Source organism: Porphyromonas sp. C0041D3 (assembly GCF_056590575.1).
On record NZ_JBWPWJ010000003.1, the window covers coordinates 254,361 to 277,586 of the forward strand.

Sequence of the window (23,226 nt, forward strand, 5' to 3'; positions counted from 1 at the left end):
AAATGGTATCTTTGTGGCGTGGATGCCACACGACATCCGCATCCACTTATGGGGGACCTCCTGCATAGAGGTCATTCATATAGGTATAAAGATAAACAAAATTTCCCTTCCTCCGAGCGAGGAAACCTCGCGACTCGTTTATGCTGACAAACTTTTTCAGAAAAGAATTTACTCTAGATCGGACTGTCCGATGCCTCTTTGCGATCGCAGTGGCGGCGCTCGCGATCTATCTCGTCGGCTCACTCGAGGTGATCCTTTGGCCCTTTGTCCTCGCCTGGATCACCGCAGCGGTACTGATGCCACTGGTACACTACTTCGAGCGGAAGTGGCACATAAGGCAGCGGGGCTGGTCAGTGACGCTGGTGGTACTGCTCTTCTTGCTTATCGTCGGGGGTTTCCTCGCCTTTGTCATCCCCTCGGTGATCAACGAGGTGAGCAAGGGATGGAGCCTGATCTCGCGCTACACCGATGCGGAGGTACTGCTGGCGATAGTGCCGGAGCAGTACCGCGCCGATGTCGCCAATGCCCTAAACCTCGATATGTGGCTCCAGCACTTTGAGATCAAGGAGATCCTCGGTTACCTGATGCAGGCCGCCTCGACGGGCTGGGATATGCTCTCGAGCGCTATGGGGATAGTGAGCGGTTTTACCGTGGTCTTCCTCTTCGTGATGTACCTCTTCTTCATCCTCCTCGACTATGAGGTGCTGATCCACGGGCTCTACCACCTATTCCCCCACAAGATCCGCCACTACGCCATGGAGGCCGGTGAGGTGATCAATGTCTATGTCAATAGCTACATACGTGGTCAGGGTCTGATCGCGCTGATCATCGCCGTCTATCTCGCCATCGGCTTTGGACTTATGGGGATGCCGATGGGGATCACCCTCGGACTGCTTATCGGGATCCTCAACTTTGTCCCCTATCTCCAGATCGTCGGCTACCCGCCGCTGGTGCTCTGCTGTGCTCTACAGTCCGTAGCCACGGGGCAGAATTTCTGGGTCGTGCTGCTGATCGCTGTCGCCATCATGATGATCTCGGAGGTGCTGCAGGACTTCGTGCTCCGACCCCTGATCATGCAGAAGAGCCTCGGCATGCGCGCCTCGATCATCATCCTCTCGCTGGCCGTCTGGGGATTCCTCCTCGGGGCGATCGGTATCTTCTTCGCCCTCCCCTTCACGATGGTGATCTACTACTTCTATATGAAATACGTGGTCGGCGAGCCGATACCGCTCTATGCCATCAACGAGGAGAAGCTGACGAAGAAGGAGGAGAAGGCTCAGAAAAAGGCGCAGGAGCGCTTCGAGAGAGAGCGCTCCGATAGGCTCCTCAGTATGAATAAGGATGGTCGCAATCCCGTCGTCGTCACGACACAGGAGGACCTGGACGAGAGCTGCACCACCGAGGGGAAATGAGCCGCTACATCTATAATGTGACGCTCACCTGCGAGCCGGAGCTGCTGGAGGAGGTCCTCTTTTACCTCCGAGAGCGGCTACTGCCCGCCTGGCGGGACTACGAGGGAGTGACGGCGGTCCGGCTCCTCCGCCTGCCCGATGAGGGAGGCTATGCCCTTCAGCTCGAGGGCGACCGGCGGGAGCTACTGGAGGAGCTGAGGCTCACGGAGGATCGCGAGCTGCACCGACTGATGCAGACCTATCCGCGGAGGGTGCTCCCCTTTATGACCAAGCTGGAGGTGCTGGAGTGACCCATGAGTGAGGAGAGGAGCAGCAGCCCCACGACAGCAGGGGTCTATCATGTGCCGGCACTGCTGCGGGAGACCGTCGACAGCCTGATCACCGACCCTGATGGGATCTACGTCGATGCCACCTTTGGCGGCGGCGGGCACTCGCGGGAGATCCTGAGCCGGCTGGGACCCGAGGGACACCTCTTCGGTCTTGACCGCGACCTCGATGCGCGCGACCGGTGCGACATCAGCGATGAGCGCTTCACCTTTGTCCGGACCGACTTCCGCTACCTACCCCGCTTCCTCACCTACTTCGGCGTGCCCCGCATCGATGGTCTGCTCGCCGACCTCGGAGTCTCGTCGCACGACTTTGACGAGGAGGGGCGAGGCTTCTCCTTCCGCTACGACGATGCACCGATAGATATGCGGATGAATCAGTCCGCCGGTGAGACCGCCCGCCAGCTGATCGACCGGCTGGAGTGGACCGAGCTCGCCACGCTACTGCACACCTACGGCGAGGTACAGCAGTCTCGTCGCGCTGCCACGCTGATCAAGCAGGCCTCCGAGCGGGGCGAGCTGGAGACGATGAAGGGGCTGATCGATGCGCTGAGCCCGATCGCACCGGAGAGGGATAAGAAGCTCCGGAATAAGGTGCTCTCGCAGGTCTTCCAGGCACTGCGCATCGCCGTGAATGACGAGATGGGCGCCCTCTATGCGCTCTTAGAGTCGCTCCCCACCCTGCTCGCTCCCGGCGGGCGGGCGGTCTTCCTCACCTATCACTCGCTCGAGGATCGCCCGGTGAAGAATTTCTTCCGTTACGGCAACGTGGAGGGCAACCGAGAGACAGACCTCTACGGCAACCTCAGGGCGCCACTCCGACCGCTCTCAAGCAAGCCCGTCATCCCCTCGGACGAGGAGATAGAGCGCAATCCCCGCGTCCGCTCCGCCAAGCTCCGTGCCGCCGAGCTGGTCTCAGAGTAAAAAAGCTTACTCGTGTGCCTCGAGACGGCGCTCCGCCAGCTGCTCGTAGCGGGTGCCTGGGCGGCCGTAATTGGCGAAGGGATAGATGCTGATCCCGCCTCGGGGCGTGAAGAGCCCCGTCACCTCGATGTACTTCGGGTCCATCACGCGGATAAGGTCCTTCATGATGATATTGACGCAGTCCTCGTGGAAAGCGCCGTGGTTGCGGAAGGAGAAGAGGTAGATCTTCAGCGCCTTGCTCTCCACCATCCGCACGTCGGGGATGTAACTGATCCGGATCTCGGCAAAGTCCGGCTGCCCCGTGATCGGGCAGAGGCTGGTAAACTCAGGGCAATTGAAGCGGACCCAGTAGTCGTTGTCCGGGTGCTTATTGACAAACGTCTCCAGCACCGACGGATCGTAGTCCTCCGGATAGTGCGTATCGTGCGGGCGGAGCAGTTGCAGCCCCTCCTCTTCTCTCTCTTTGTCTCTATGTGCTGTCATAAGGATCATTCGTTATGGGGCAAAAGTAGCGATTTTATCTCCAAGTGTGGGTACCTTTGCGACACAACACTTAGTCACCACTATTATGCTTAAGTACTTTGACGAGGCGGATATATCCGTCACCATTTGCGACAAGGAGGGGAAGATCATCGAGATGAATCAGCAGTCGCGCCAGGTCAATTGCCCCGACGGGCGCGACCTCATCGGCTTCAACGTCCTCGACTGCCACCCCGAGCCTGCCCGCTCACTCCTCCGGAAGATGATGACCGAGGAGCTCAAGCACGTCTATACGATAGACAAGAAGGGGAAGAAAAAGCTCATCTACCAGATCCCCTGGTACCAGGACGGCGAGTACGCCGGCTTCATCGAGCTCTCGATGATCCTGCCCGACGAGCCGATGCAGCACTACGTGCGCAAGTGACGCACTGACGCCACAGCCACCCTCTACAGAGCGGCTCCACCGGCATCTCCTATGAGATCCCGGTGGAGCCGCTCTTTGTATATAAAAAGGGATCAGCGGGCGCCCCGCTTGCGGGCGAGGTATAGACCGCAGACGCCGGGGAAAAAGATGCGGTAGCGACACTGCTCCAGTCCGGCCTGCTCCATGAGGGCAGTCATCCGCCCTCTCGCGGGGACGCGGGCGATGGACTGGAGAAGGTAGTCGTATGCCTCGGGATCCTCGGAGTAGCGCTGCGCCATCCGCCGGAGGTAGAGCCGGGTGTAGAGCCGGTAGCCGGTGTGGAGGAGTCCACTCTCCGGCTCAGTCAGCTCGAGCACAGCAACGATGCCACCTGGGCGCAGCACGCGGGCAAACTCCCGGTACCCCTGCTCTATGGAGGCGAAGTTGCGGACGCCAAAGGCGCACGTGACCGCATCGACAGCCTCGTCAGGCAGGTCTATGTCGAGCGCATCACCGACCCCAAATCCGATCCGATCAGCGAGACCGGCAGCCTCCACCTTGCGTACTCCGACAGCCATCATCTCCCGAGAGAGATCCATACCGGTGACCTGCGCCTCGGGGCAGGCACGCGCCAGCGCAATCGCCACGTCACCCGTGCCGGTCGCCACATCGAGGATCTGCCTCGGGCGACTGCCGGAGACAGACTGCACCAGCACATGGCGCCAGTGGCGGTCGAGGCCGAGCGAGTTGAGCTTATTCAGCAGGTCGTACTGCGGCGCAATGTGGTCAAACATCTGCCGCACCTGGGTGGAGAAAGCGGGACTCTCGCGTCTCGGCTCACTTGCCATGCTGCCGGATCCAGTCGGTGACGTTGGTCTCTATACGCTTCTCGATGTCGCCGCTCTCGTGACGCTCAAAGGGCTCGTCCATGATGTCATTGAAGAGCTCGATGTAGCGCTCCGAGACGCTGTCGCAGTAGGCGTCGGTCATCTCCGGCACCTGCTGACCCTTCTCTCCCTGGAAGCCGTGGTCGATGAGCCACTGGCGGACAAATTCCTTGGAGAGCTGGCGCTGAGGCTTCCCGGCCTCAAAGAGCTCCTGATAGGTGTCAGCGTAGAAGTAGCGGCTCGAGTCGGGGGTGTGGATCTCGTCGATGAGGTAGATCTTGCCGTCCTTCTTGCCAAATTCGTACTTCGTGTCGACGAGGATGAGCCCTTTCTTCTTCGCCAGCTCGCTGCCGCGCTCAAAGAGGCGGAGCGCAATGTCGGAGATGGTCTTCAGCTCCTCGGCAGTCATCAGCCCCTGCTTCACGATCTCGTCGGGGGTGATATTCATGTCGTGCCCGGAGTCGGCCTTGGTGGTGGGGGTGAGGATCGGGTGATCGAAGTACTGATTTTCCTTCATCCCCTCAGGCAGGATCACGCCGCAGAGGTTGCGCTCGCCGGCCTTGTAGGCGCGCCATGCGCTACCGGTGAGGATGGCACGGACGATCACCTCGAGCTTATACGGCTCGCAGACGTGACCGATGGTGACCATGGGGTCGGGTGTGGCGATCTTCCAGTTGGGGACAATGTCCTCTGTGGCATCGAGATTGGCAGCAGCGATGCGATTGAGGATCTCGCCCTTGAAGGGGATCCCCTTGGGGAGGATCACGTCAAAGGCGGAGATGCGGTCGGTGGCGACCATCACGAGGAGGCCGTTGTCGAGGGTGTATACATCACGGACTTTGCCGTGGAAGACATGAGTCGTACCCGGCAGCTTGAGGTCGGTATGGGTAAGTGCTTGTGCCATGATTGTATGGAAACGTTATGTATTTGTGTGTAGTAAAAAGAGTCTCTATTCCTTCTCCTCCCTCGCGGCTCCCCGCTTGCGGTCCGCCCGCTCGTAGACGGCGACGATCTTCTTCACCAGCCCGTGACGCATGATGTCGCTTCGCTCAAAGTCTATCCAGCCGATGCCCTCTATCGAGTGGAGCAGCCGGTCAGCCTCTCGGAGACCGGAGGTGACGCCACGGGGGAGATCGACCTGCGACATATCGCCGGTGACGATCATCTTCGCCTCGCTACCGAGCCGGGTGAGGAACATCCGCATCTGGTGCGTAGTGGTATTCTGTGCCTCATCGAGGACGACGATGGCGTCATTGAGTGTGCGGCCGCGCATATAGGCGAGCGGGGCGATCTGGATCACCCCGGTATCCATATAGTCGTGCAGCCTCGTGGGCGGGACCAGCTCCATCAGCGCATCGTAGAGGGGCTGCAGGTAGGGGTCGAGCTTATCCTTCATCTCGCCGGGGAGGAAGCCGAGTCGCTCGCCCGCCTCCACGGCAGGACGCGAGAGGATGATGCGGCGGGCTCTCTTTTCTCTAAGAAACTTCACCGCCATGGCTATGGCGAGGAAAGTCTTGCCGGTGCCGGCGGGACCGGTAGCGAAGACGAGGTCGTGTCGGTCGACCAGTTGTACCATCTCCTGCTGGTGAGCGCTGCGCGGGGTGATCGGCTGGCCATAGGCGCCGTAGAGGATCACCCCGTCGCCGCTCTGCCGATCGGGGGACTGGCCCTTGACGATCTCGAGGACAGCGGTCTCGGGGAGGCTGTTAAATCGCGCAGCGTACTTCTCCAGCTGGTGGAGCACCTTGAGGATCTCCTCGGTCTCCTCCTCGGCGCCCATCACCTTGATCACCGACCCGCGCGCCATGATGCGCAGCTTAGGGTAGAGATCCTTGAGGAGGGTGAGGTTGCTGCTATTGGTGCCAAAGAAGACGACCGGATCAGCCTCCTCGATGAGGTAGATGTGCTCTGTCATCACTTGTAGCTCTGTATCATTCGATCGGCCTCGGCCCGTAGGCGTGTATCGATCTCATCCATCGTCCACTCGATCATGGGTCGTGCGGTGACGTAGCTGCCATCGCTGTGGATAAAGAGGAGGGTGGGCACCTGCTGGATGCGGAGCTTCTTGATGATCTGGTGTAGCTCCTTGCTTTTGTTGAGTCGAGAGTTGAGGTATCTGACAGCTACCCGACCGCGGTACTCCTCAGCAAATCGCTCCATATGGGGCATCAGTCCCTGGCAGGCGGAGCAGTCGGGTCGGTAGACCTCTATGATCGTGGGGCGTGGCTCCCTGAGCTTGATCTGCATCAGGTCATAGTAGGCGACAAGGCGGTCAAAGTCCTGTACCGTCAAGTCGCTCGGTCGACCCTCAGTCTCCTTCTCCTCGGGGTCGTGCATCGGCTTGCAGCCGGAGAGCAGGAGGGCAAGGAGGATGCCGCCCAGGAGGGCTATATAGAGGCTTATCTTTTTCATTATAGTGAGTTGTCTCTTGTGTGGGACAAAGATAACAAGAAATAGGTAAGGGGACGGCAGAAATCTAATACCGATATTAGGCGCGACTAATACCGATATTAGAGTTCACTAATATCGGTATTAGAGTTTTCTTTTACCGGTAAAAGAATTTCCCCGGAGGGACGGAGGAACAATTAGGGGGAAGGGCATTAGGGAGAGAATTGAGGGTAAGTAGATGGAAATGAGAGGGATTTGCGCGATATCTCTGTGATTTGCGCTGCGAGGTAAAGTGCAGAAAGCGTGGATTTGAGCAGAAGTTCCGTTACCAAATCGTTAGCCCATTCTCCGAATGGTAACGAAGAGGTAAGAGCAGGTAACTGACGGAAGAGTATTCGGTAAGTAAACTCTCTGCAATTCTGGTGCTGTTGCTTTGATATACAACGCTTTGCATAGCTGAGAACGCTTCGGTAACGGGTAACTTTGCCCGCAAAAACAGAAGCGTATGCAAACAGACAAAATGAAGGTGTTGCTCTACCTCAAAAAGAGTGGATTGGACAGGTCGGGGCAAGCTCTGATTATGGGGCGGATAACTTACGGGCGAACGATAGCTCAATTCAGTTGCAAGCTGTCGTGCGACTCCAGGTTGTGGAATGCTCGTGAGAGCAGGCTGAACGGCAAGAGCCGTGAAGCTGTGGCAACGAATGGCAAGTTGGAACGCTTGCTACTATCGGCGCAGTCGGCTTATGCTAGAGGCTGGTGTGCCTATCGAGAGCATTGCTAAGATGATGGGGCATTCGTCTATTGCCAGCACGCAAATCTACGCCCAAATCACCGACCAAAAGATTGCAAAGGACATGGACAGGTTGATACGATAATAGAAAGGATAAGGCTAAACAAAAAGAACTTACTCCATTTTTGTGAAATAAGTTCTTTTTAGGTTTATTGTATGTGAATTTGATTTATCCAAACTTGAATTCTATCTTGGCTTGTATTGAATCTCTGCAACATAAAATCCGTGTCATATTCAATCCGCTTATTAAAACACAATTTCCCATTTAGATATATCCGTACATTCTTTTCTGTATCTATCATTTCTGGAGATATGTTCACCGAGAAAGATTTTATACAAGAGGTTTCTATTCTGAAGACATTATCATTATACTTTGCTATTATCTTGCCTGATTTACGAGGGAAATCAAAAGCCATTTTATTCACATCTCTAACAACAAGACTATCCTTTTCGTTATATCCTAACCAATGATTGATTTTGAAGTTCTTTACTATATGCCAGTCTTTTTTCACTGCTAACGTATCGAGCTTAATATTTGAAAGCCAATCAATCTCTCCGTAACATTCATCGTCAAACTCCCAAGATATTTCTTTGGGAAAAGGATTTCTTTGTCGCTCAAGAAGGTCCGCAAATATAATTTCATAGGCAGACTCTGATTCATCGAATTGAGGAAATTGGTGTGGAAACCCATTGTAGCGATATTCTTTGTAATCGGCATTGATACTATTCATCAGTTGAGTGAAATCGTCATTTGCATTAGGTGGATAGTAGTAATCCTCATCTGTTGAGATATTGATAAATGAACGATTTTTAATATTCTCTACAAAAGTTCCTCCTGTAAAGACTTTAGGATAAGTATTGAAGCCGTAGAACCCTGCAAATAAAGTTGGCTGTTTCATTAAATACGAGAAAGAACCTGTTGCCCCATTAGAATGTCCTGAAATAAACACTTTATCATCATCTACATTGAGTGCCTTTTTGACCAGTGTAACTATCTTAGGAATTATAAAGAAGCCGTTATCGGGAGTCATCCAATTGAAGTCTCTACTACCTTTTGGAAAGACCAATATTACATCATTCCTTTCAGCGTACTTCGTGTAATATCTATTCCAATCATACAGCACCCAAGAAGCAAGTTGATAATCAGACAACCGATTATATCTAACTGCTCCATGTAAAAAGAATAGCAGAGGATAGCTCTTGTTAGGGTTGTATTTTGGGGGAAGATGTACAAAAAATGAAGTTTTGACCGAATCATTTATTGCAAATGAAATAGAGTAATTCTGGCTTTTCTTGGGTAAATATCCGTCTTTCTTTCTGATTTCTTCATATAGAGTTTTCCCATCTTTCCCTTTTTGTGGCGGAACATTATTGGAAGCATAAAATTCCTCTTCATTTACGCTCAGTTCTTTATAAAATGTTTGTTTGGCTTCCAGGGCTTTTTGTCTCAAATCATTCCACCTTACATCTGAGAGCAAATTCTTATACTCATTTTCAGACGCATCTCCAAGGATATAACTCCAATTCGGTTCCAAAGGAAGAGTAGGCTTTAGCTCAAATAAAAGAGTTAGATACTTGAAAGCCTTGTCATACTCTTTTAGGTCGGATGAAAGAACTGAAGCCTTGTACAATCCAACTTCATCTATACTGTCAGGAAAAAGAAAAAAGGCATGCTCGTACATATCAAGAGATTCTTTGTAGCCTACGGCATCTTTCGCCTGCCACATAGCTTCCAAAGCCTCTTCCGTTAGTTTGGAATAATTCTCTTGCCCATGTAAAGGAATACATACAAACACATAAAAAAGGATGATATACTTTAGTTTTCGTTGTTTCATATTGAGTCTTCTTCCTCCTTTGTTTTCTCTTCCGAAGTCGGAGGATTTCGCTTGCGGAAGATGTTGCTTTGTCCTGATAACGCAAATGTACTCGATTTATTTCGAAAGAGATACCGAGCGATTGCGAGACGTAGATTCAAGGACGAAGTGCAACAGGGAGGAAGAATGGGGCGAAAAGTTTGAAAGGGGAAATGTACTCATGTTTCTTCCTGGGTCTGTTGTTGAGTAAAGTCTGGATTTCAAATAGTCGATCGTCGTCGAAGTCAGAGAGATCAGATTTTTTAGGGATGTATTGTCTGATGAGTTTGTTGGTATTCTCGATGGCCCCCTTTTGGCAAGAAGCGTAGGGGTCGGCAAAGAAGACCGGAATACCGAGCACACGAGTAATTGTGTCGTGATCTCTAAATTCAAACCCGTTGTCGGTAGTAATAGTCTTGAGTTTATCCTTATAGGGGAGCAACAGCAAGATAGCTGCTTTAGCAGCTGCCGCTGGATTAAAACCTCCATCAATTTTCTTGATGAAACACAAGTTGGTAGATTTCTCGACAAGGGTAAGGATGGCAGACTTCTGTCCTTTGGCAACAATGGTATCCATCTCAATGTCCCCAAATCTCTTTCCATCGACCTCCGTAGGTCTCTGATGGATAGAGACTCTGTTAGGGATATGAGCGGCAGAGGATTTCTTGTAAAGACCTCTACTCCGATGTTTGAGCTTATGACGACAGTTAAGGTAAAGGGAGCCGCCTCTAGCCTTATCCTTCCTAATCCATTGGTAGATAGTTTCGTGAGAGATGCTGATCCCTTCCTTCCGAAGAGTACCGGATATCTGCTCTGGAGACCATTGGTACTTGGTTAGTAAGGTAAGCACCTTATAGCGATACCTCTTTTTTGTCCGCCTGTTTCGAGCTGATCGAGCCCTGTTTTCCCGAGCCATCTCATTGGCTAGGGCAGGGATGTATACTCCTGTTTTCGAGGAGTTTCTCTTTATCTCTCGGCTGACGGTAGAAGGACTAACTCCGATCAGACGTGCAATCATACGGAGTGGCACGTTCTCCTTAAGTCCATTCTTAATTACGTACCTTTGTGATGAAGTGAGTTGCTTATACATAAATAGAAATATTTGGGACAATGTAAAAGTAACTCATTTTGAGGAGACTTCGGTCTCCTCTTTTCATTTTGGGGGATCGAAGAGGTGAGTCTGGTCGACGCGAGAGTCCCCCTCCACCCCCAAAGGGGGGATGGGGGCGGGGGACTCTCGCCAAACTTTTTCCTCTAGTGTTGCACTTCGAAGTTGAACCTAGGCAAGAAAGATAGACATAGATAATAATATAGTCAATGATCCTTTTTGTAAAGGACCATTGACTATACCATCATTGGGAGACCTTTGCACAGAGGTCTCGGTCTGCTTTGAAAAGTTATTTAAAGCTGTATTTGGAATACACATCCGTGTCAGACTCTCTATGATATAGAGCCTTACAATCGTCTATGATATCCTCTGTATCAAATCCTTGAATGGCTCGGCCCATTAAGAACGAGACCGTATAGTCGTTCCAGTCTTTGCCTAATGACGATGCTTTCACCGCTCCTTCATTGAGGTACTTCCACATTTCCGCTTCACTGATGTATTGCAACCAATAACACCATTTTGCCAAGCTCACCAGTCGGCATACGTCCCAAGCATACGTGGAGGTTGTGGTCCGGACTTGAGCCAAATCCGTTTTTAGCCCGTCTGCTATCAAAGTCTGCAGCTCAATAAGTTCCTCGGAAGAACCTCTTTGAGCAAGGACTTCGTCCACTTCCGTACTCTGCTCTAAATTAAGGAGAGCGTTTAGCGTCTCTAGAGCATCTTCCCGACCATTAATGCTCCATTGTTCTTGAAGCCCTGTCTTGTATACATTCATATTATCATCGGTGATAATACTAAGGATGTCCTCACTGCGATAACAAGACAAGATGGCTCCAAATACCAGTAACCTTTTCTTTTCCTCGGTGAGCGGTGTTTGAGGATGAGAAGCCAAAAAGGCTTTCAGGTTTTTCTTAGCAAAGAGCCGAGACACGATTTCAAGCACGATAAAAGCAATAATCAAGACAGCGACTATTGCCACGATGATTTTCCAGATCATACAAGTATTATTTTGAAGTAAAACATAAGTCTATTATATCATATTTCCTGCTTATCCACATGCTCGCCCATCATCTCTTCTACAGAAAGACAGAACCCGATCTCTTGGTAGATTTCAAGCAATAGGTCTTCGTTTACAGATGTTTTCCCGCTAAGGCGAAGAAATCCTTTTGGCATATTGGAGGCATAATAAAATGTATCTCCGCTAAAGGAGAGCATCAAGTCATGGGTAAAGGAACAACGAAGAGCGGTAAGTTTCTTCATCATTGCCGGGGTCAAAATCATACGGGCTTCTACCTCGTCATCGGCATATACGGTAAAGAGACGTTCAAACTCGGGGTCTTCCAAATAAACAAACTTTGCTTTATGTCTCTCCCTCAGTTTCTGTATCGTCAGAGCGAAGTAGCCCAACTTATCCTCCAAATGGTCGGGAAGCAGCATAACAAATCCCCTACAAGTTCTTGGAAGACGGCAGTAACCAAACATTCCCCTAAAGCTGAACATCGTGCTCTCTACTTGTGCGCCCCACATCGGACTGAAAATCGCCCGACAGAGGAGCTTAAAGGATCTCCATGGTTTAGTATTCTGTTCATTTGTTGCGGTTACCCCTATATCGGCTATTGTCAATGCTTGATGCTGAGTTGGGAAACTCAATGCACCGTAACTTGCCACTTGCAGAGCACCCTCCGACCTATTTGGGGTTCCGAATAGTCTGCTTGCCCGAATATCGGACACCTTTACTTCTTTTGTCGGAGAATAATTTGCATCCGGAAATAGCTGGTTGATAACTTGCCCCATTACTTTTTCCTCTTTCTGCTTCAGTACATTTAGGCATAAAGAGAACAGCGTATTGAGGACCACAAAGGCGACAAAGAATATGACGACATACGTTGCCGTTATTTGTGAGGTTTCATAATTGCCCGCATCAACGATATGCCTTCCGAATATAGTGAATGCAAGCCAAAGCAGAGCCAAAGGGTAAACGGAATAAATGAGAAGCCTAACAATCTTACGCCACATAGCTATGTGGGTTAGTTGCCCTCTCATTTGTTGAGCGACAATCTTGAAGTCAATCAAGTGGTCTTCTTTCATCAATTATCCGAAAATCTCCTTGATATGAATGTCACCCAACTCACTTTCAGGAATTCGTATCAATGCTTCTTTCTCAAGATGTTTTCTTGAAGCGATGTATGAAGACGGGAACATTTCTACGGCATTGTTGTAATCCGTTACGGTTGCGTTATAAGTTCGGCGTATAGCCTGCAATTCGTTCTCCATATCCGTTATCTGATATTGGAGATAGACAAACTGCTCATTGGCTTTGAGATCCGGATTACTCTCAACAACAGCCTTAACTTGTTTGAGAAGAGCGGAGATTTCTGTCCCGTCCTTGATTTGTTCTGCTTCGGGGGCTCCGTCTGCTCGAGACCTTAGTTCGGCTATGCGGGTAAGGATTTCATTTTCGTGTCCCATATACGCTTTAAGAGATGCCACCAAATTGGGTATAAGGTCATTTCTCTGCTTGAGTGCCACACAAATGCCACTCCGGCATTGTTCCACCCTGTTTTTCTTGGCAATGAGATTATTAGAGGTGATTATACCCCAAATCAGTATAAGCACAGCTATTGCGATAAGAACACTCCCGGCAATTACTAATGCAGTCATACAAATTCGCTTATCTCAATGATTATTTCTTAGTACTCTTGTCGTCTTCGTAGTGGCGTCGTACTCTTTCCATACCCCCGAACGTTCTCCATCGGCATACTGTCCCTCTACAATCAAAACCGGATTTCCGTTGCGCAAAACTTCTTCTTTGTACGCCCCATGTAGCACGCCCATGCGATAAGTTCGTGTGACTTTGCTTTCAACGCCATCTCCCTGTTTCGTGAGTTTCCACTCGACCCCGTCTTTCTTCCCATTCACCCAACGGGTCTCAAGTATTTGAGCACCGTTTTGGCTGTCATACCGCTTCTCAAAGCCGTTTTCCACACTTTCTTGGTATTCTTTCTCCAAATCCAAACGACCGTCTTTGAAATAGGTTTTTACACAGCCATCGATTTTGCCCTTCTTCATAGGGGTAATCTTGCTGACAGTTTTGCCATCTTGGTAGTACTCCGTGAACACCCCATTTCTTTTCCCCTGGTCATACGCTCCCGTTTCTCTCAGTACACCATCCCGATAGCGGTGGTACTTGCCATCCATCAGTCCGTTAGAAAAGGAAATAGTCTCTTCGTCAAGCCCCCGCTTGATACGCCACTCTCCCTGCAAGGGTTTTCGGCTGTCCTTTTCAAAATAAACTGTCGTATTGTTTTCGCCCGATAGGGGTAAGAGTTCATCGCCTAGAATCACCTTTTGAGCCGATACCGAAAGGCTCAGCAACAGCGAAAAGAAAAAGAGAATATATCGATTCATATTATAATAGAATGTTTTATCAAGAGGCAAGAGCATACACAGATACTCAATGCCAAAGATAGAGTTTTTTTTGCGATTCTCTGACCAAAACAATGGATAAAAATAAAGGAAGACCTACATATCATAACCGATGAAGGTTTCTGTTGACATAGTTCTCACTCAGTATTCTGTTTATGTCTGAGAGCCGATAGAGAATCTTCCCTGCGATTTGGGTGTAAGGGATAATGTTTTTATCCCGATAGTCTTGCAGGGTACGAGGGGAAAGGAACAGTCTCTCGCAAACCTCCCGTCCTGTGAGATAGATTTCACCTTCAAAAAGAGGACGATGAGTTTGAGCCATGCTTCTCACTCGATTCGTTAAACCTTTAATGCCAGAGATGAGTTGCTTCTTCTCTGGTGTTTCTTTATTGAGTACTTCAAAGCACTCCGCTCATCTCTAAATCGTTACCTATCCGCATCGCCCCAAATGGTAACCTCTTACTTCTCCGCCAGATAGCCCGAAACCAAAAAATTGAGGGGGATTATTTCTCCTCTATAAGGGGCAGATCCTGTAGGCCGATGGTGTAGAAAACGAGCGACATCTCCTCGTCCTCCTCAGCTATGTAGCCGATGGTGTGGTCGTCGATCATCAGCGCCTCGGTGTAGGCACACCAGCCGGGCGTGAGGAGGACGCCCTTGTCCCAGCCCTTCTCCTCACTCCAGCTGTAGAGTCGCCCGTTTTGGCGACCGGGGCCGGAGGGGAGGGTATGCATAAGGCGCATGCCATCGGCGGGAGAGGTGAGGAAGGGGGCGCCATTGCAGGCGACGTCGTGGAGGCCGGCATAGCGATCTGTCTGCTCCCAGGTGATGCCGCCGTCATTGCTGACGGAGAATATCCGATCGTCGCGGCGGGGATTTCGGATGCTCATCAGGAGCGATCTGTCGGGCATCGTGATCACCTTGGACTCATCACCACGATCGTAGGCAGGCTCCGAGACCTGCCAGGTCTCGCCCAGGTCGTCGCTGAAGACGAGGCGGTTGTCAAAGGCGCGTCGCTCAGGGTCCCACATGGCCGCGACGTACATAATCCGTCCGTAGCAGGCTGTGGCGCCGTGACCGGCGGCGATGAAGGAGGCGGCGTACTTCCGGCGATCGGGGTCGGGACAGCGGGTCCCGTAGATCTGGGGCTGCATCGTCCTCGGCTCGCTCCAGGTGCGACCATCATCGGTACTCTCCATGACGTACTGGGGCATCGGCTTATCCGCCGTGGAGCCCCAGAGCCCCTGCCCGCCGACAAAGGTGATGATCACCCTCTCTCCGTGGCGGGTCTCGACGACGCAGATGTCCCCGTAGCCGGCACCCCTACCCTGCCCCCTGAGGATGATCTCGGGGTCGGACCACGACTTGCCATTGTCCTCGCTCCGGCGGAGGATCAGGTCGATGTCCTCGGGGATGTCGGTCTGATTGTACTTCCTCCTGTCCGCAAAGGCGAGGAGCGTCCCCTTGGAGGTCTTGATGAGGGCGGGGATGCGGAAGTTGCGCGAGCCAGTGTCCCCTGGGACGAAGAGGGGCGTGTAGGTGCGCCAGCGCTGACGGGAGGTCTGGTCACCCACCTGCTTGAGGGGGTAGCTCCGGCCATCGATAGAGACGGAGAGGACCTCTCCGCGGAGCTTATCGGGGGAGTAGAGGGGGTCAGCAGCCACGTCAGCAGTGAGGTAGAGGACTCTCTTGTCGGTGGTGAGGCGGGCGCGCTCCTTCCCACTCATTGGGATGGCATCGTAGGCGACCCGGCCCTTGTAGTCGTCGAGATCACGCACCACGAGGCTGTCGCTGGCGAGCACCTCGCACCGCTCTATGAGGCGGGTGGTGCGGGGGTCGAGGCGGTAGGTGATGTCGATGCGGCCGCTCTTGGGGAGGACGATGGTGGCGAGGGTCCGCCTCGTCTGTCCGCTCATATAGCCGTGCCGGGAGCCGATGACGGTGACGGAGTCGGTCTGGGCATAGGCGAGGGAGCCGAGGAGAAGGAGGATGAGGGTGTAGAGGGTCTTTCGTATCATGAGTGTAGTGCGTGCTGTGAGTGGGGATCAGAAGGGGTACCCAACGGCAAGGTGGAGGGCAAGCGGGAGGTTTTTCTTATCCCCAAAGGTATTGAAGTAAGGTCCGCCCGATCGGTCGGGACGATGGAGGGCAACACCGAGGTCGAGCCGTACCACGAGCATCGAGAGGTCGTACCTCACGCCGAGCCCGGTGGAGAGGGCGACGTCGCGGAGGAAGTAGCGCGAGGTGACGGTGGCATCAGGCCTCGAGGGATCCTGCCTGAGGAGCCACACATTGCCCGCGTCGACAAAGGTGGCCACCTCAAGGTCGCCGACCACCTTGGCCCTCAGCTCGAGATTGGCCTCGAGGCGGAGGTCTCCCGTCCGGTCGAGGAAAGAGAGGGGAGAGGGGTTTTGGGGACTATAGGCGCCGGGACCGAGGGTGCGGACGTTGAAGCCGCGCAGACTATTGGCTCCGCCGGAGTAGAATTGCTCGGTGTAGGGCGCCACGGTCTGATTGCCGTAGCTGTAGATCGCCCCGCCGTAGAGGCGGCTGGCGAGCGAGATGGTCGAGCTCGCCTGATAGGCATACCGCAGCTCGAGGGTGCCCTTGACAAACTGTGCAAAACTCGACCCCGCCAGGCGGTAGGGGCGGGGGGTGTCCTTGGGGTAGCAGAGGGAGAGGAGGTTGCCCGCCTCCGAGACGTATGCCTCGAGGGAGAAGGTGTGGCGCGAGAGCGGGTCGCGTGTCTCGAAGCCGAAGAGGTAGGATGCCTGTGGGATAAACTGATTTCGGAATGAGAGCCCCAGCCCGGGATTGGCCTCTAAGGCCTCGTCAAAGGCGGCGGTGCGGCGGACGAGATGATTGTAGGAGATGCTGAGTGGCCGGACGGTGTGGCGCACGCCCTTGAAGGGCTCAAAGCGGTACTCGGTGTCAAAGGCAAACTGCATCTGGCGATAGAAACCACTTCGGCTCAGGAGCGCCGCCGTGAGCCCAAGCTTGCTGTAGGCGGGATAGGTAAAGGGTCGGTAGTAGAGCCCGGGGATCAGGAGACGGGGAAACTTAAGGTCAGTGGAGAGGAGGAAGAGGTAGCTATTGATGTCCCACGCCGCTGAGCCCTCGTCGCTCTTGCGGTAGCCGGTCTGCCACTCGTAATTGCCCTGCAGCCGCACGGAGAGGGTCTCCCCGCCGCGGAATACATTTCTCTTATTCACGGAGAGTGCCAGTCCGGGGCCGGTCTGATTATTGGACTTCAGTCGGTAGGTGGCCTCCAGCTCGGCGGCATAGGGCTTATCCTCCATGGAGACTAAGGAGACGTCGAGGAGGGAGAGGCTGTCGGGCGTGTGTCTCGGGGAGTAGGCGACATTGGTGTAGGCAAAGGTCTCGAGCTCGGAGAGGGAGGAGACGGTCGAGGTCTGGTAGCGCTCGTTGTAGACCTGCCTCTCCTCCAGCCGCACCCTCGAGGAGAGGAAGCGGAGCCGCACCGGGGGACGCTGATGGTAGCGGAAGAGGATGCCGTCGTAGCGGGTGGAGTCGGTGAGGGCGGAGCGGTGCCGGTCGTAGAGGTCGTAGGTGACGCCACCGATGCTCCAGGTGCGGAGTGCGTCAGCGGAGGTCTCTCGGGAGAGGTCGACTCGCAGCTGAGCCTTCCCCGGCACGGCGAGGGTGTCCGCCTCGTAGTGGATGTCCGTGGGCTGGAAGTAATAGTACCCTCGGTCCCTGAGGGCGGAGGCGATGCGCTTTCGCTCGCTCTCAAGGCGCCAGACGCTGAGTACGTCTCCCGCGTGGAGCCTCCGCTGACTCGGGTCCTCGAGGTCGAGGGAGTCGGGTGTGGCGATGCTGAGCCGGTAGTCGATGCTGTCGAGCCGTATCGGCTCGCTCATGGTGATGTCGTAGGCCACCTTGGCGGTGACGGAGTCCTTGTCGTAGACGATGCGCGGCACCACGGTGGAGCCAAAGAAGCCGTACTCCTCCAGCACCTGCTTCCCCACCTGGGCGCGGAGGGGAGGATTGACGTTGGAGATGAGGATCGGCTCGCTGCCAAAGTTCTTGTAGATCCATCGCCCCAGTGGGTCGGTGGCATCGGCGAGGTTTTGGTGGATCCAGAAGGGGTAATTGAAGGGCAACCTCGCTCTCGAGGAGCCGAAGAGGGAGCCATTGGGCTTATAGGCGAGCACTCTATTGACGTCGGCCTTGGCGAGATGCATCTCCTCTATATTGGGCTCATTCTCTATCGACACCTTGCCCAGTCCGGCGTAGAAGGTCTCCCCCTCGGGGATGTACCGCGAGACGGAGCAGCCGACGGCGATGAGGAGGACGACGGCGGTGAGCAGGATCGAGGGACGAGGGGGGTAGTTTCTCATGGCTCCTCTTCTTTCTTCTTAATGATCGGTAAGGGTTTCTCTATGACTAAGCTGTCAGAGAGTGCAGGTGCCTGCTTGCGGAGCAGGGACTCCTCCTCGATGATCAGGCTCTCCGGTGAGGGGATGTCATCGTAGGTGGGTATGCTGTCGGTGGAGTGACCGAAGCGGAAGAGGTCCCTCAGGGAGTCAAGTCGGCGGCGGAGGACATAGCCGACACCGGTCTCGATCACCTCACCCTCGAGGAAGTTCTCATAATTCTTATTGTGGAAAAGGCGGAGGTAGTGCGTGCCTGCACGGTCAAGGCGGTACTCCATACTGACGTTGTCGATGAAGGACTGCTCCATCCCGGCGGCAGCAGCACCGGTCATCACGCGCCCACCGACGACGACGCGGATGCGGTCGTTGAAGAAGCGCTTAGCGACAGAGTAGGTGTAGTCGGTGCGGTCTCCCGCTGCGGTCTGGTCGTTGGTGATGCCGAAGTTGATGTCCGCATGGAGCGACTCCCCGAGGAACGAATTGACCTGCGAGGTGAAGAGACCGGCGAGGGCATTATTCACGATCGCATTATTATTCCCGTTTCCACCATTCCCGATCTCGCTGCCGAAGAAGTAGCCGGTCGTCAGGAGGATGATCGACTGCCGGGTCTGCTCCTCCTCGCTCATCGTGGCGAGGCGATTGCGGAGAGCGAAGTCCTTGGGCGCCGTAGTCTCAAAGCGGAGACCGAGGTCGCTGAGGGTATTCTCCGCAATGATCGAGACATTGAAGTCCACCGGGCGGGACGCCTCGCCCTCTAAGGAGACGCGTGAGGAGACCTTCGCCGTGGCGCGGAAGTCTATGGCCGGCTTAGTGAGGTCGCCTGACCAGGTGAGGCGACTATTGTCATCGATGGTGAAGGTCCGGCTCACCGGCGGGATCTCCATCACCACCTCACCGTCGCTGATATTGTAGGTCCCGGTGAGTGTCATCGGTCCGTAGGGAGACATATCGAGATTGAGGTCACCACCGCCCACGACGGAGACCTTGGTCTGCTCCTCGGACGAGAGGATGGCGGTGAAGCGTGCCGCCGGGTCGATATGCAGGTCGAGCGCCACGGTCATGCCGGACCTGGAGATCGAGTCGAGGCGACTCGTCTCAGCGACAAAGAGCGTGTCGGAGAAGTCGGTGAAGGTGACCAGATCCTTGTACCCCGATCTGCCGGAGAGCTGAGACTTAGGAGTGCGGTAGGTGAAGTTGGTATTCCCCAGGATGCTGAGACTCCCTCTGGCGGTGAGGTCGCTCGGATGACCGGAGATGTGGAGGCGGGTATTGGCGTTTATCCGTCCGTAGAGGAGGGTGGAGGAGGTCTCCTCGGAGTCGAGGAGCCGCAGGTTGGAGCCGAGGATATTCAGGTTGAGAGGAAAAGCATCGGTCAGCCCCACCTTTCCATTCACGAGCAACTGCCCCCCATTGGCCCCGAGGGCGAAGCGGCGGAAGAGCATCTCCCCATTAATGATCGGGAGCTTCTGATCCTCCACACGGTAAGTCTCATTGAGCGCCGGGACGTAGACCTCCCCCTTGTGGAAGGCCACTTCTCCTCTGTAGGGGAGCGTGCGGGCAGTGCGGATGTCGCCGGCAGTGAGGTAGTTGGCGACCTGTGCCGAGACCTCACCGCGAGCCTGAGCATACTGCTCGGGGAGGAAGGGATTGAGCATATCGAGCGGCAGGTGATCGATCCGGAGGTCAAACCTCTGATCTTTGCTCCCCTTGGGGAGGTAGGCAAGTAGCTTCGCCACCTGCTCCTGCTCGCCGAGGTCAGCCTCCGCCTTGATCATCTGCCCGGCCTTATCCGGCTCGGCAGATCCACGGAGTGCCAGGTCGCCCACCCTCTTGTCCTCAAAGATAAAGTCCCGGAGCGACGCCTGCGCGGTGATGCTTGGCTGCTGCCCGTCGGGCGTGATATGGCGCACATCGGCAGAGAGCACACCCTCTAAGTGCGGGATCACCGGGATGCCCTCCAGTGCGGAGAGCTTGAGGTCGTGGATCACTCCCTCGAGCACCTGACTGCCCTTGGTGGGGATATCCTTCAGGCTAATCACTGCCCCATCCTCGCTCCTCAAGTCGATGTCGGCACGGATCTTCCCCTTATGTGGCGGGATGATGAGGTAATTCTCCGCCTTGGGGAAAAAGGTATTGTATGCCAGCACGATCGGCGTCGGTGTGAAGCCAAAGACCAGCTCGCCTGAGGGCTTATTGTACAGCTCCGCCCCCAGCGTGAGGAAGTGCCGGTCCTCGTGGTCCTGCCAGTCGAGCGCCACCTCAGAGCGGCGGATATTGGAGGAGAAGGAGAGCACGGCATTGAAGGGCAGCTGATTGCGGAAGCGCTCCTTGTGAGCCGTCAGCATACCGTAGACAAAGGCGGAGTCCTGCCTCAGGATCAGGTCGATATTATCGACCCGGAAGGTGTCGGTCTGGAAGTACTGCATCATCCCCTCACCCCGCAGCCCCTCAGCCGGGTCGACCCGCAGCCCGAGGTGGATCTCGCGGGCACCGATGCGCTTCGAGTCGAGGTAGTAGCGGAGCGGATTATTTCGTCCCATATTTAGCTCCAGCTCCGCATCGGGGTAGTGCTCGATCCAGCGGCTCATGTCGGGTCTCGCCGTCGTGTCTTGCAGAGCTGTCGTGACGACCTGGGAGAGGTCCTTGAGCCGCTTCTGGAAGTCCTTTAGCCCATTCTTGGAGGCAAAGGCGAGGCTAAGGTCTCCACTCTCCACGTGCGCCCGGAGGAGACTATCGGTAGAGAGGGCCTTGATGACCGTCTCCTGAGGTCGCAAGAGACCATTGTCGAGCTGGAGGACAAAGTCTCTCGTGTGCCCCTCGAAGTCGTAGAATTGATCGAGGTCCGACCTGAGGTAGCTATTGAGATGCACCTTTCCCCCTCTCACGATCGACTTCGGCAGCCCGAGACGATCGGGGATGATGCTGTCCACCAGTAGATTGACCGAGCCGTTGATGTCGTGTTTCTTGAGCAAGAGGTCCAGCTGAGCCGTCGCCCGGAGAGCTTCATTGTCGCTATTGAGTGCGGCAAAGAGTCTATTCTCCTCGAGCTTGGTGAGGAGCATAAGGTCTCGATAGGTGGCACCCTTGTACTCCACACTATCGAGATCGAGGAAGATGTCAGCTGAGGTGCGGGCGGAGTAGATATCCGTCCCATGTCCCTTGGCGTGGATCGTGCCATCTAAGTAACCGATCGAGTCAGAGGGAAGGAACGCCCCTACGTCGAAGTGCTTCGCCTCCACATCGGCCATGTAGCTCTTGCCCCTCGGGCGGTAGTGCCCCGCTGCAGTGAGGTATCCCTCGGGGAGAGTAACACGGAGATCCACCTCTCCACCCTTAGGTCCATAGCTCCCGCTACCGACCAGGTCCATACCATCGGGGATGCGCCAGCGGGGAGTCGCCTTCATCAGGTGCGCCACCTGCCGGGAGAGGTCCTTACCGGACCGCAGCTCGTAGTGACCGGTGACGCTCAGCGGACCACCCCCCAGCAGCGAGGTGGCTCTCGCTGAGGCGTGCAGCCGGAGGAGTGAGGGCTCCTCCACGCGGATCTCAGCGTCCACGCCCCTCTGCCAGTCGCCCGAGGCGGTCACCACCGTCCTCAGCGGTCGGTCGGGCAGCTCACCCGCCATAGGGAGGAAGCGCGACAGCTCCGGCAGACAGAGACGACCGGCAAGACGCGCTGAGAGCGAGCCGATGCTATCCGGGCGCCAGCCCTCGAAGGGGAGATCCAGCTCACCACCCAGCTTACTCTGAGGCAGCTCGACGATCAGGTCCCCCACCCTCAGGCGGTCCTTGTCCTTGGTCACCAGTCCGGAGAGGCGCGTCACCCGCCAGCCATCCCCGGTGGCGAAGCTCGCGTCCGTAAGCTGCGCTGCAAGGTCGGAGGCACCTCCGTAGCGGACCGACCGACCCTGCAGGGCGGCGGACCAAGGCAGGGGGAGGATCTCCAGCGGGGGACCCACCTTAGCCAGGTCGGCCTCAATACTGATCTCCTCGATGGTGTAGAGCGAGTCGGGGAGATCGACCACGCCCTCCTTGGCGAGAGCATCGTAGATGTGGGTGTCGATGATCAGGCTGTCGGGCGAGTCGGTGAAGGTGGCAGAGACATTACTCAAGAGGAGCTTGTCCCAGCGGATCGTGGGAGGAGGCGACTTGGGCTCCTTCTTTTTCTCTTTTTTCTCCTTAGGGAGGATCAGCACGTCCATCCGGGTGTCGGACAGCTCCACGGTGCCGAAGCTCATCTGGCTGAAGGAGGAGTCAAAGGAGGCTCTATCCACGGCGAAGCGGCTGATACGCCCCATGAGGACCATACTGTCACCAGGCGCGTGGTAGTCGAGCTGTGCGCTCTCCAGGGCGACCCCGCTCAGCGGCAGGTCCCGGTGGCGAAGGTAGGCGATGGCATCAGTCTGAGCTGTCAAGCGCTTAGCGTACAGCACCGTATCTCCCTCGGCGGTGAGAGCCTGGAGTCCCTCTAAGTAGAGCTTCCCCGGGAAGCCGACGCTCAGCCGCTCGACCGACATACGTAGCCCGGTAGACTGCTCCATCGTCGCTAAGAGCCTATTAGCGATGCGGGTCTGGACGGAGGGGATCATCAGGAGACCGGTGAAGATCACCAAGATCAGGAGCAGCACCCCGAGGATACCCCCCAGCCAAGAGAGTAGACGGAGCCACAGGGGTCGCTTCTTTTTCCCTAAGCGCTCCTGATCCGTCCCGGTCTCCCGCTCCTCGGAGGGGTCGACAGGGGTATCGCTCTGGGGCAAGTCGCCCCGCTTTTCCTGCATACCTATATATGGTGTAGTCAGATGGTATGCAAAGTTAATAATTTATCTCAC

Annotated in this window: 19 protein-coding genes and 2 pseudogenes; 6 read left to right on the forward strand and 15 right to left on the reverse strand. The window is 54.9% G+C overall.

The genetic code is table 11. From position 1 onward, the window contains the following. Positions 1-140: 140 nt before the first annotated feature. From AC1EKE_RS03575 to rsmH, 3 genes are read left to right on the forward strand one after another with little or no spacing between them, the layout of a single operon-like run. A complete protein-coding gene (locus tag AC1EKE_RS03575) occupies positions 141-1,412 on the forward strand; it encodes an AI-2E family transporter (protein ID WP_480308241.1) in 1,272 nt (423 codons plus the stop codon). Continuing rightward, positions 1,409-1,702, forward strand: coding sequence for a DUF4286 family protein (locus AC1EKE_RS03580; RefSeq protein WP_296161383.1), 294 nt, complete (start codon positions 1,409-1,411; stop codon positions 1,700-1,702). Before AC1EKE_RS03575 ends, AC1EKE_RS03580 begins: the two co-directional genes overlap by 4 nt. Positions 1,703-1,705: 3 nt before the next feature. Continuing rightward, positions 1,706-2,662, forward strand: a complete 957-nt coding sequence (rsmH, locus tag AC1EKE_RS03585; RefSeq protein ID WP_480308242.1) for a 16S rRNA (cytosine(1402)-N(4))-methyltransferase RsmH — start codon at positions 1,706-1,708, stop codon at positions 2,660-2,662. Positions 2,663-2,668: 6 nt separating this feature from the next. Here rsmH and queF read toward each other — a convergent pair whose 3' ends face one another. Beyond that, the gene (queF, locus tag AC1EKE_RS03590; protein WP_296161404.1) at positions 2,669-3,145 is read right to left on the reverse strand and encodes a preQ(1) synthase; all 477 of its coding nucleotides are present in this window, start codon (positions 3,143-3,145) and stop codon (positions 2,669-2,671) included. An 85-nt stretch (positions 3,146-3,230) separates the two neighbouring features. Here queF and AC1EKE_RS03595 point away from each other — a divergent pair, with 85 nt between their 5' ends. Next, the gene (locus AC1EKE_RS03595) at positions 3,231-3,566 is read left to right on the forward strand and encodes a PAS domain-containing protein (protein WP_296161407.1); all 336 of its coding nucleotides are present in this window, start codon (positions 3,231-3,233) and stop codon (positions 3,564-3,566) included. A gap of 92 nt (positions 3,567-3,658) precedes the next feature. Here the strand turns inward: AC1EKE_RS03595 and ubiE are convergent, their stop codons facing one another. Genes ubiE through AC1EKE_RS03615 form a run of 4 tightly spaced genes read right to left on the reverse strand, consistent with a single transcriptional unit; the run spans position 3,659 to position 6,844 of the window. Then, positions 3,659-4,393 (reverse strand): bifunctional demethylmenaquinone methyltransferase/2-methoxy-6-polyprenyl-1,4-benzoquinol methylase UbiE, encoded by a 735-nt coding sequence (gene ubiE / locus AC1EKE_RS03600; RefSeq protein WP_296161410.1) that lies wholly within the window; start codon positions 4,391-4,393, stop codon positions 3,659-3,661. Next, positions 4,383-5,336: a phosphoribosylaminoimidazolesuccinocarboxamide synthase gene (locus tag AC1EKE_RS03605; RefSeq protein WP_480308243.1), complete on the reverse strand. Its 954-nt coding sequence runs from the start codon at positions 5,334-5,336 to the stop codon at positions 4,383-4,385. The genes ubiE and AC1EKE_RS03605 overlap by 11 nt, the downstream gene beginning before the upstream one ends. Positions 5,337-5,381: 45 nt before the next feature. Further along, positions 5,382-6,347, reverse strand: a complete 966-nt coding sequence (locus AC1EKE_RS03610) for a PhoH family protein (protein WP_296161437.1) — start codon at positions 6,345-6,347, stop codon at positions 5,382-5,384. Further along, positions 6,347-6,844 (reverse strand): thioredoxin family protein, encoded by a 498-nt coding sequence (locus tag AC1EKE_RS03615; protein ID WP_296161452.1) that lies wholly within the window; start codon positions 6,842-6,844, stop codon positions 6,347-6,349. The genes AC1EKE_RS03610 and AC1EKE_RS03615 overlap by 1 nt, the downstream gene beginning before the upstream one ends. Before the next feature lie 481 nt (positions 6,845-7,325). On the opposite strand from AC1EKE_RS03615, the pseudogene AC1EKE_RS03620 reads away from it, so the two are divergent. Next, positions 7,326-7,568 (forward strand): annotated as a pseudogene (locus tag AC1EKE_RS03620) (Arm DNA-binding domain-containing protein); the annotation flags it as partial. Continuing rightward, positions 7,564-7,698, forward strand: a pseudogene (locus AC1EKE_RS03625) (tyrosine-type recombinase/integrase); the annotation flags it as partial. The pseudogenes AC1EKE_RS03620 and AC1EKE_RS03625, both read left to right, overlap by 5 nt. A 64-nt stretch (positions 7,699-7,762) precedes the next feature. Here the strand turns inward: AC1EKE_RS03625 and AC1EKE_RS03630 are convergent. From AC1EKE_RS03630 to AC1EKE_RS03675, 10 genes are all read right to left on the reverse strand, one after another. Next, entirely contained in the window at positions 7,763-9,448 is a 1,686-nt protein-coding gene (locus AC1EKE_RS03630; RefSeq protein WP_480308244.1) for an alpha/beta hydrolase-fold protein, read from the reverse strand. A 136-nt stretch (positions 9,449-9,584) separates the two neighbouring features. Further along, complete coding sequence (locus tag AC1EKE_RS03635; protein WP_480308245.1) at positions 9,585-10,556, reverse strand: IS30 family transposase; 972 nt, start codon at positions 10,554-10,556, stop codon at positions 9,585-9,587. Positions 10,557-10,863: 307 nt separating this feature from the next. Further along, positions 10,864-11,571, reverse strand: a complete 708-nt coding sequence (locus AC1EKE_RS03640) for a DUF1266 domain-containing protein (protein WP_288965611.1) — start codon at positions 11,569-11,571, stop codon at positions 10,864-10,866. A gap of 38 nt (positions 11,572-11,609) precedes the next feature. Beyond that, a complete protein-coding gene (locus tag AC1EKE_RS03645; RefSeq protein WP_480308246.1) occupies positions 11,610-12,662 on the reverse strand; it encodes a DUF3137 domain-containing protein in 1,053 nt (350 codons plus the stop codon). Positions 12,663-12,665: 3 nt separating this feature from the next. Next, entirely contained in the window at positions 12,666-13,235 is a 570-nt protein-coding gene (locus tag AC1EKE_RS03650; RefSeq protein WP_480308247.1) for a LemA family protein, read from the reverse strand. A 15-nt stretch (positions 13,236-13,250) separates the two neighbouring features. Further along, positions 13,251-13,982, reverse strand: coding sequence for a toxin-antitoxin system YwqK family antitoxin (locus AC1EKE_RS03655; RefSeq protein ID WP_480308248.1), 732 nt, complete (start codon positions 13,980-13,982; stop codon positions 13,251-13,253). A 121-nt stretch (positions 13,983-14,103) separates the two neighbouring features. After that, positions 14,104-14,361 (reverse strand): helix-turn-helix domain-containing protein, encoded by a 258-nt coding sequence (locus tag AC1EKE_RS03660; RefSeq protein WP_480308266.1) that lies wholly within the window; start codon positions 14,359-14,361, stop codon positions 14,104-14,106. 142 nt (positions 14,362-14,503) lie between these two features. Then, the gene (locus AC1EKE_RS03665; protein ID WP_480308249.1) at positions 14,504-16,018 is read right to left on the reverse strand and encodes a sialidase family protein; all 1,515 of its coding nucleotides are present in this window, start codon (positions 16,016-16,018) and stop codon (positions 14,504-14,506) included. Between the two features lie 27 nt (positions 16,019-16,045). Beyond that, positions 16,046-18,361, reverse strand: a complete 2,316-nt coding sequence (gene tamL, locus AC1EKE_RS03670) for a translocation and assembly module lipoprotein TamL (protein WP_480308250.1) — start codon at positions 18,359-18,361, stop codon at positions 16,046-16,048. Continuing rightward, positions 18,358-23,175 (reverse strand): translocation/assembly module TamB domain-containing protein, encoded by a 4,818-nt coding sequence (locus AC1EKE_RS03675; RefSeq protein ID WP_480308252.1) that lies wholly within the window; start codon positions 23,173-23,175, stop codon positions 18,358-18,360. The genes tamL and AC1EKE_RS03675 overlap by 4 nt, the downstream gene beginning before the upstream one ends. Positions 23,176-23,226 lie beyond the last annotated feature (51 nt).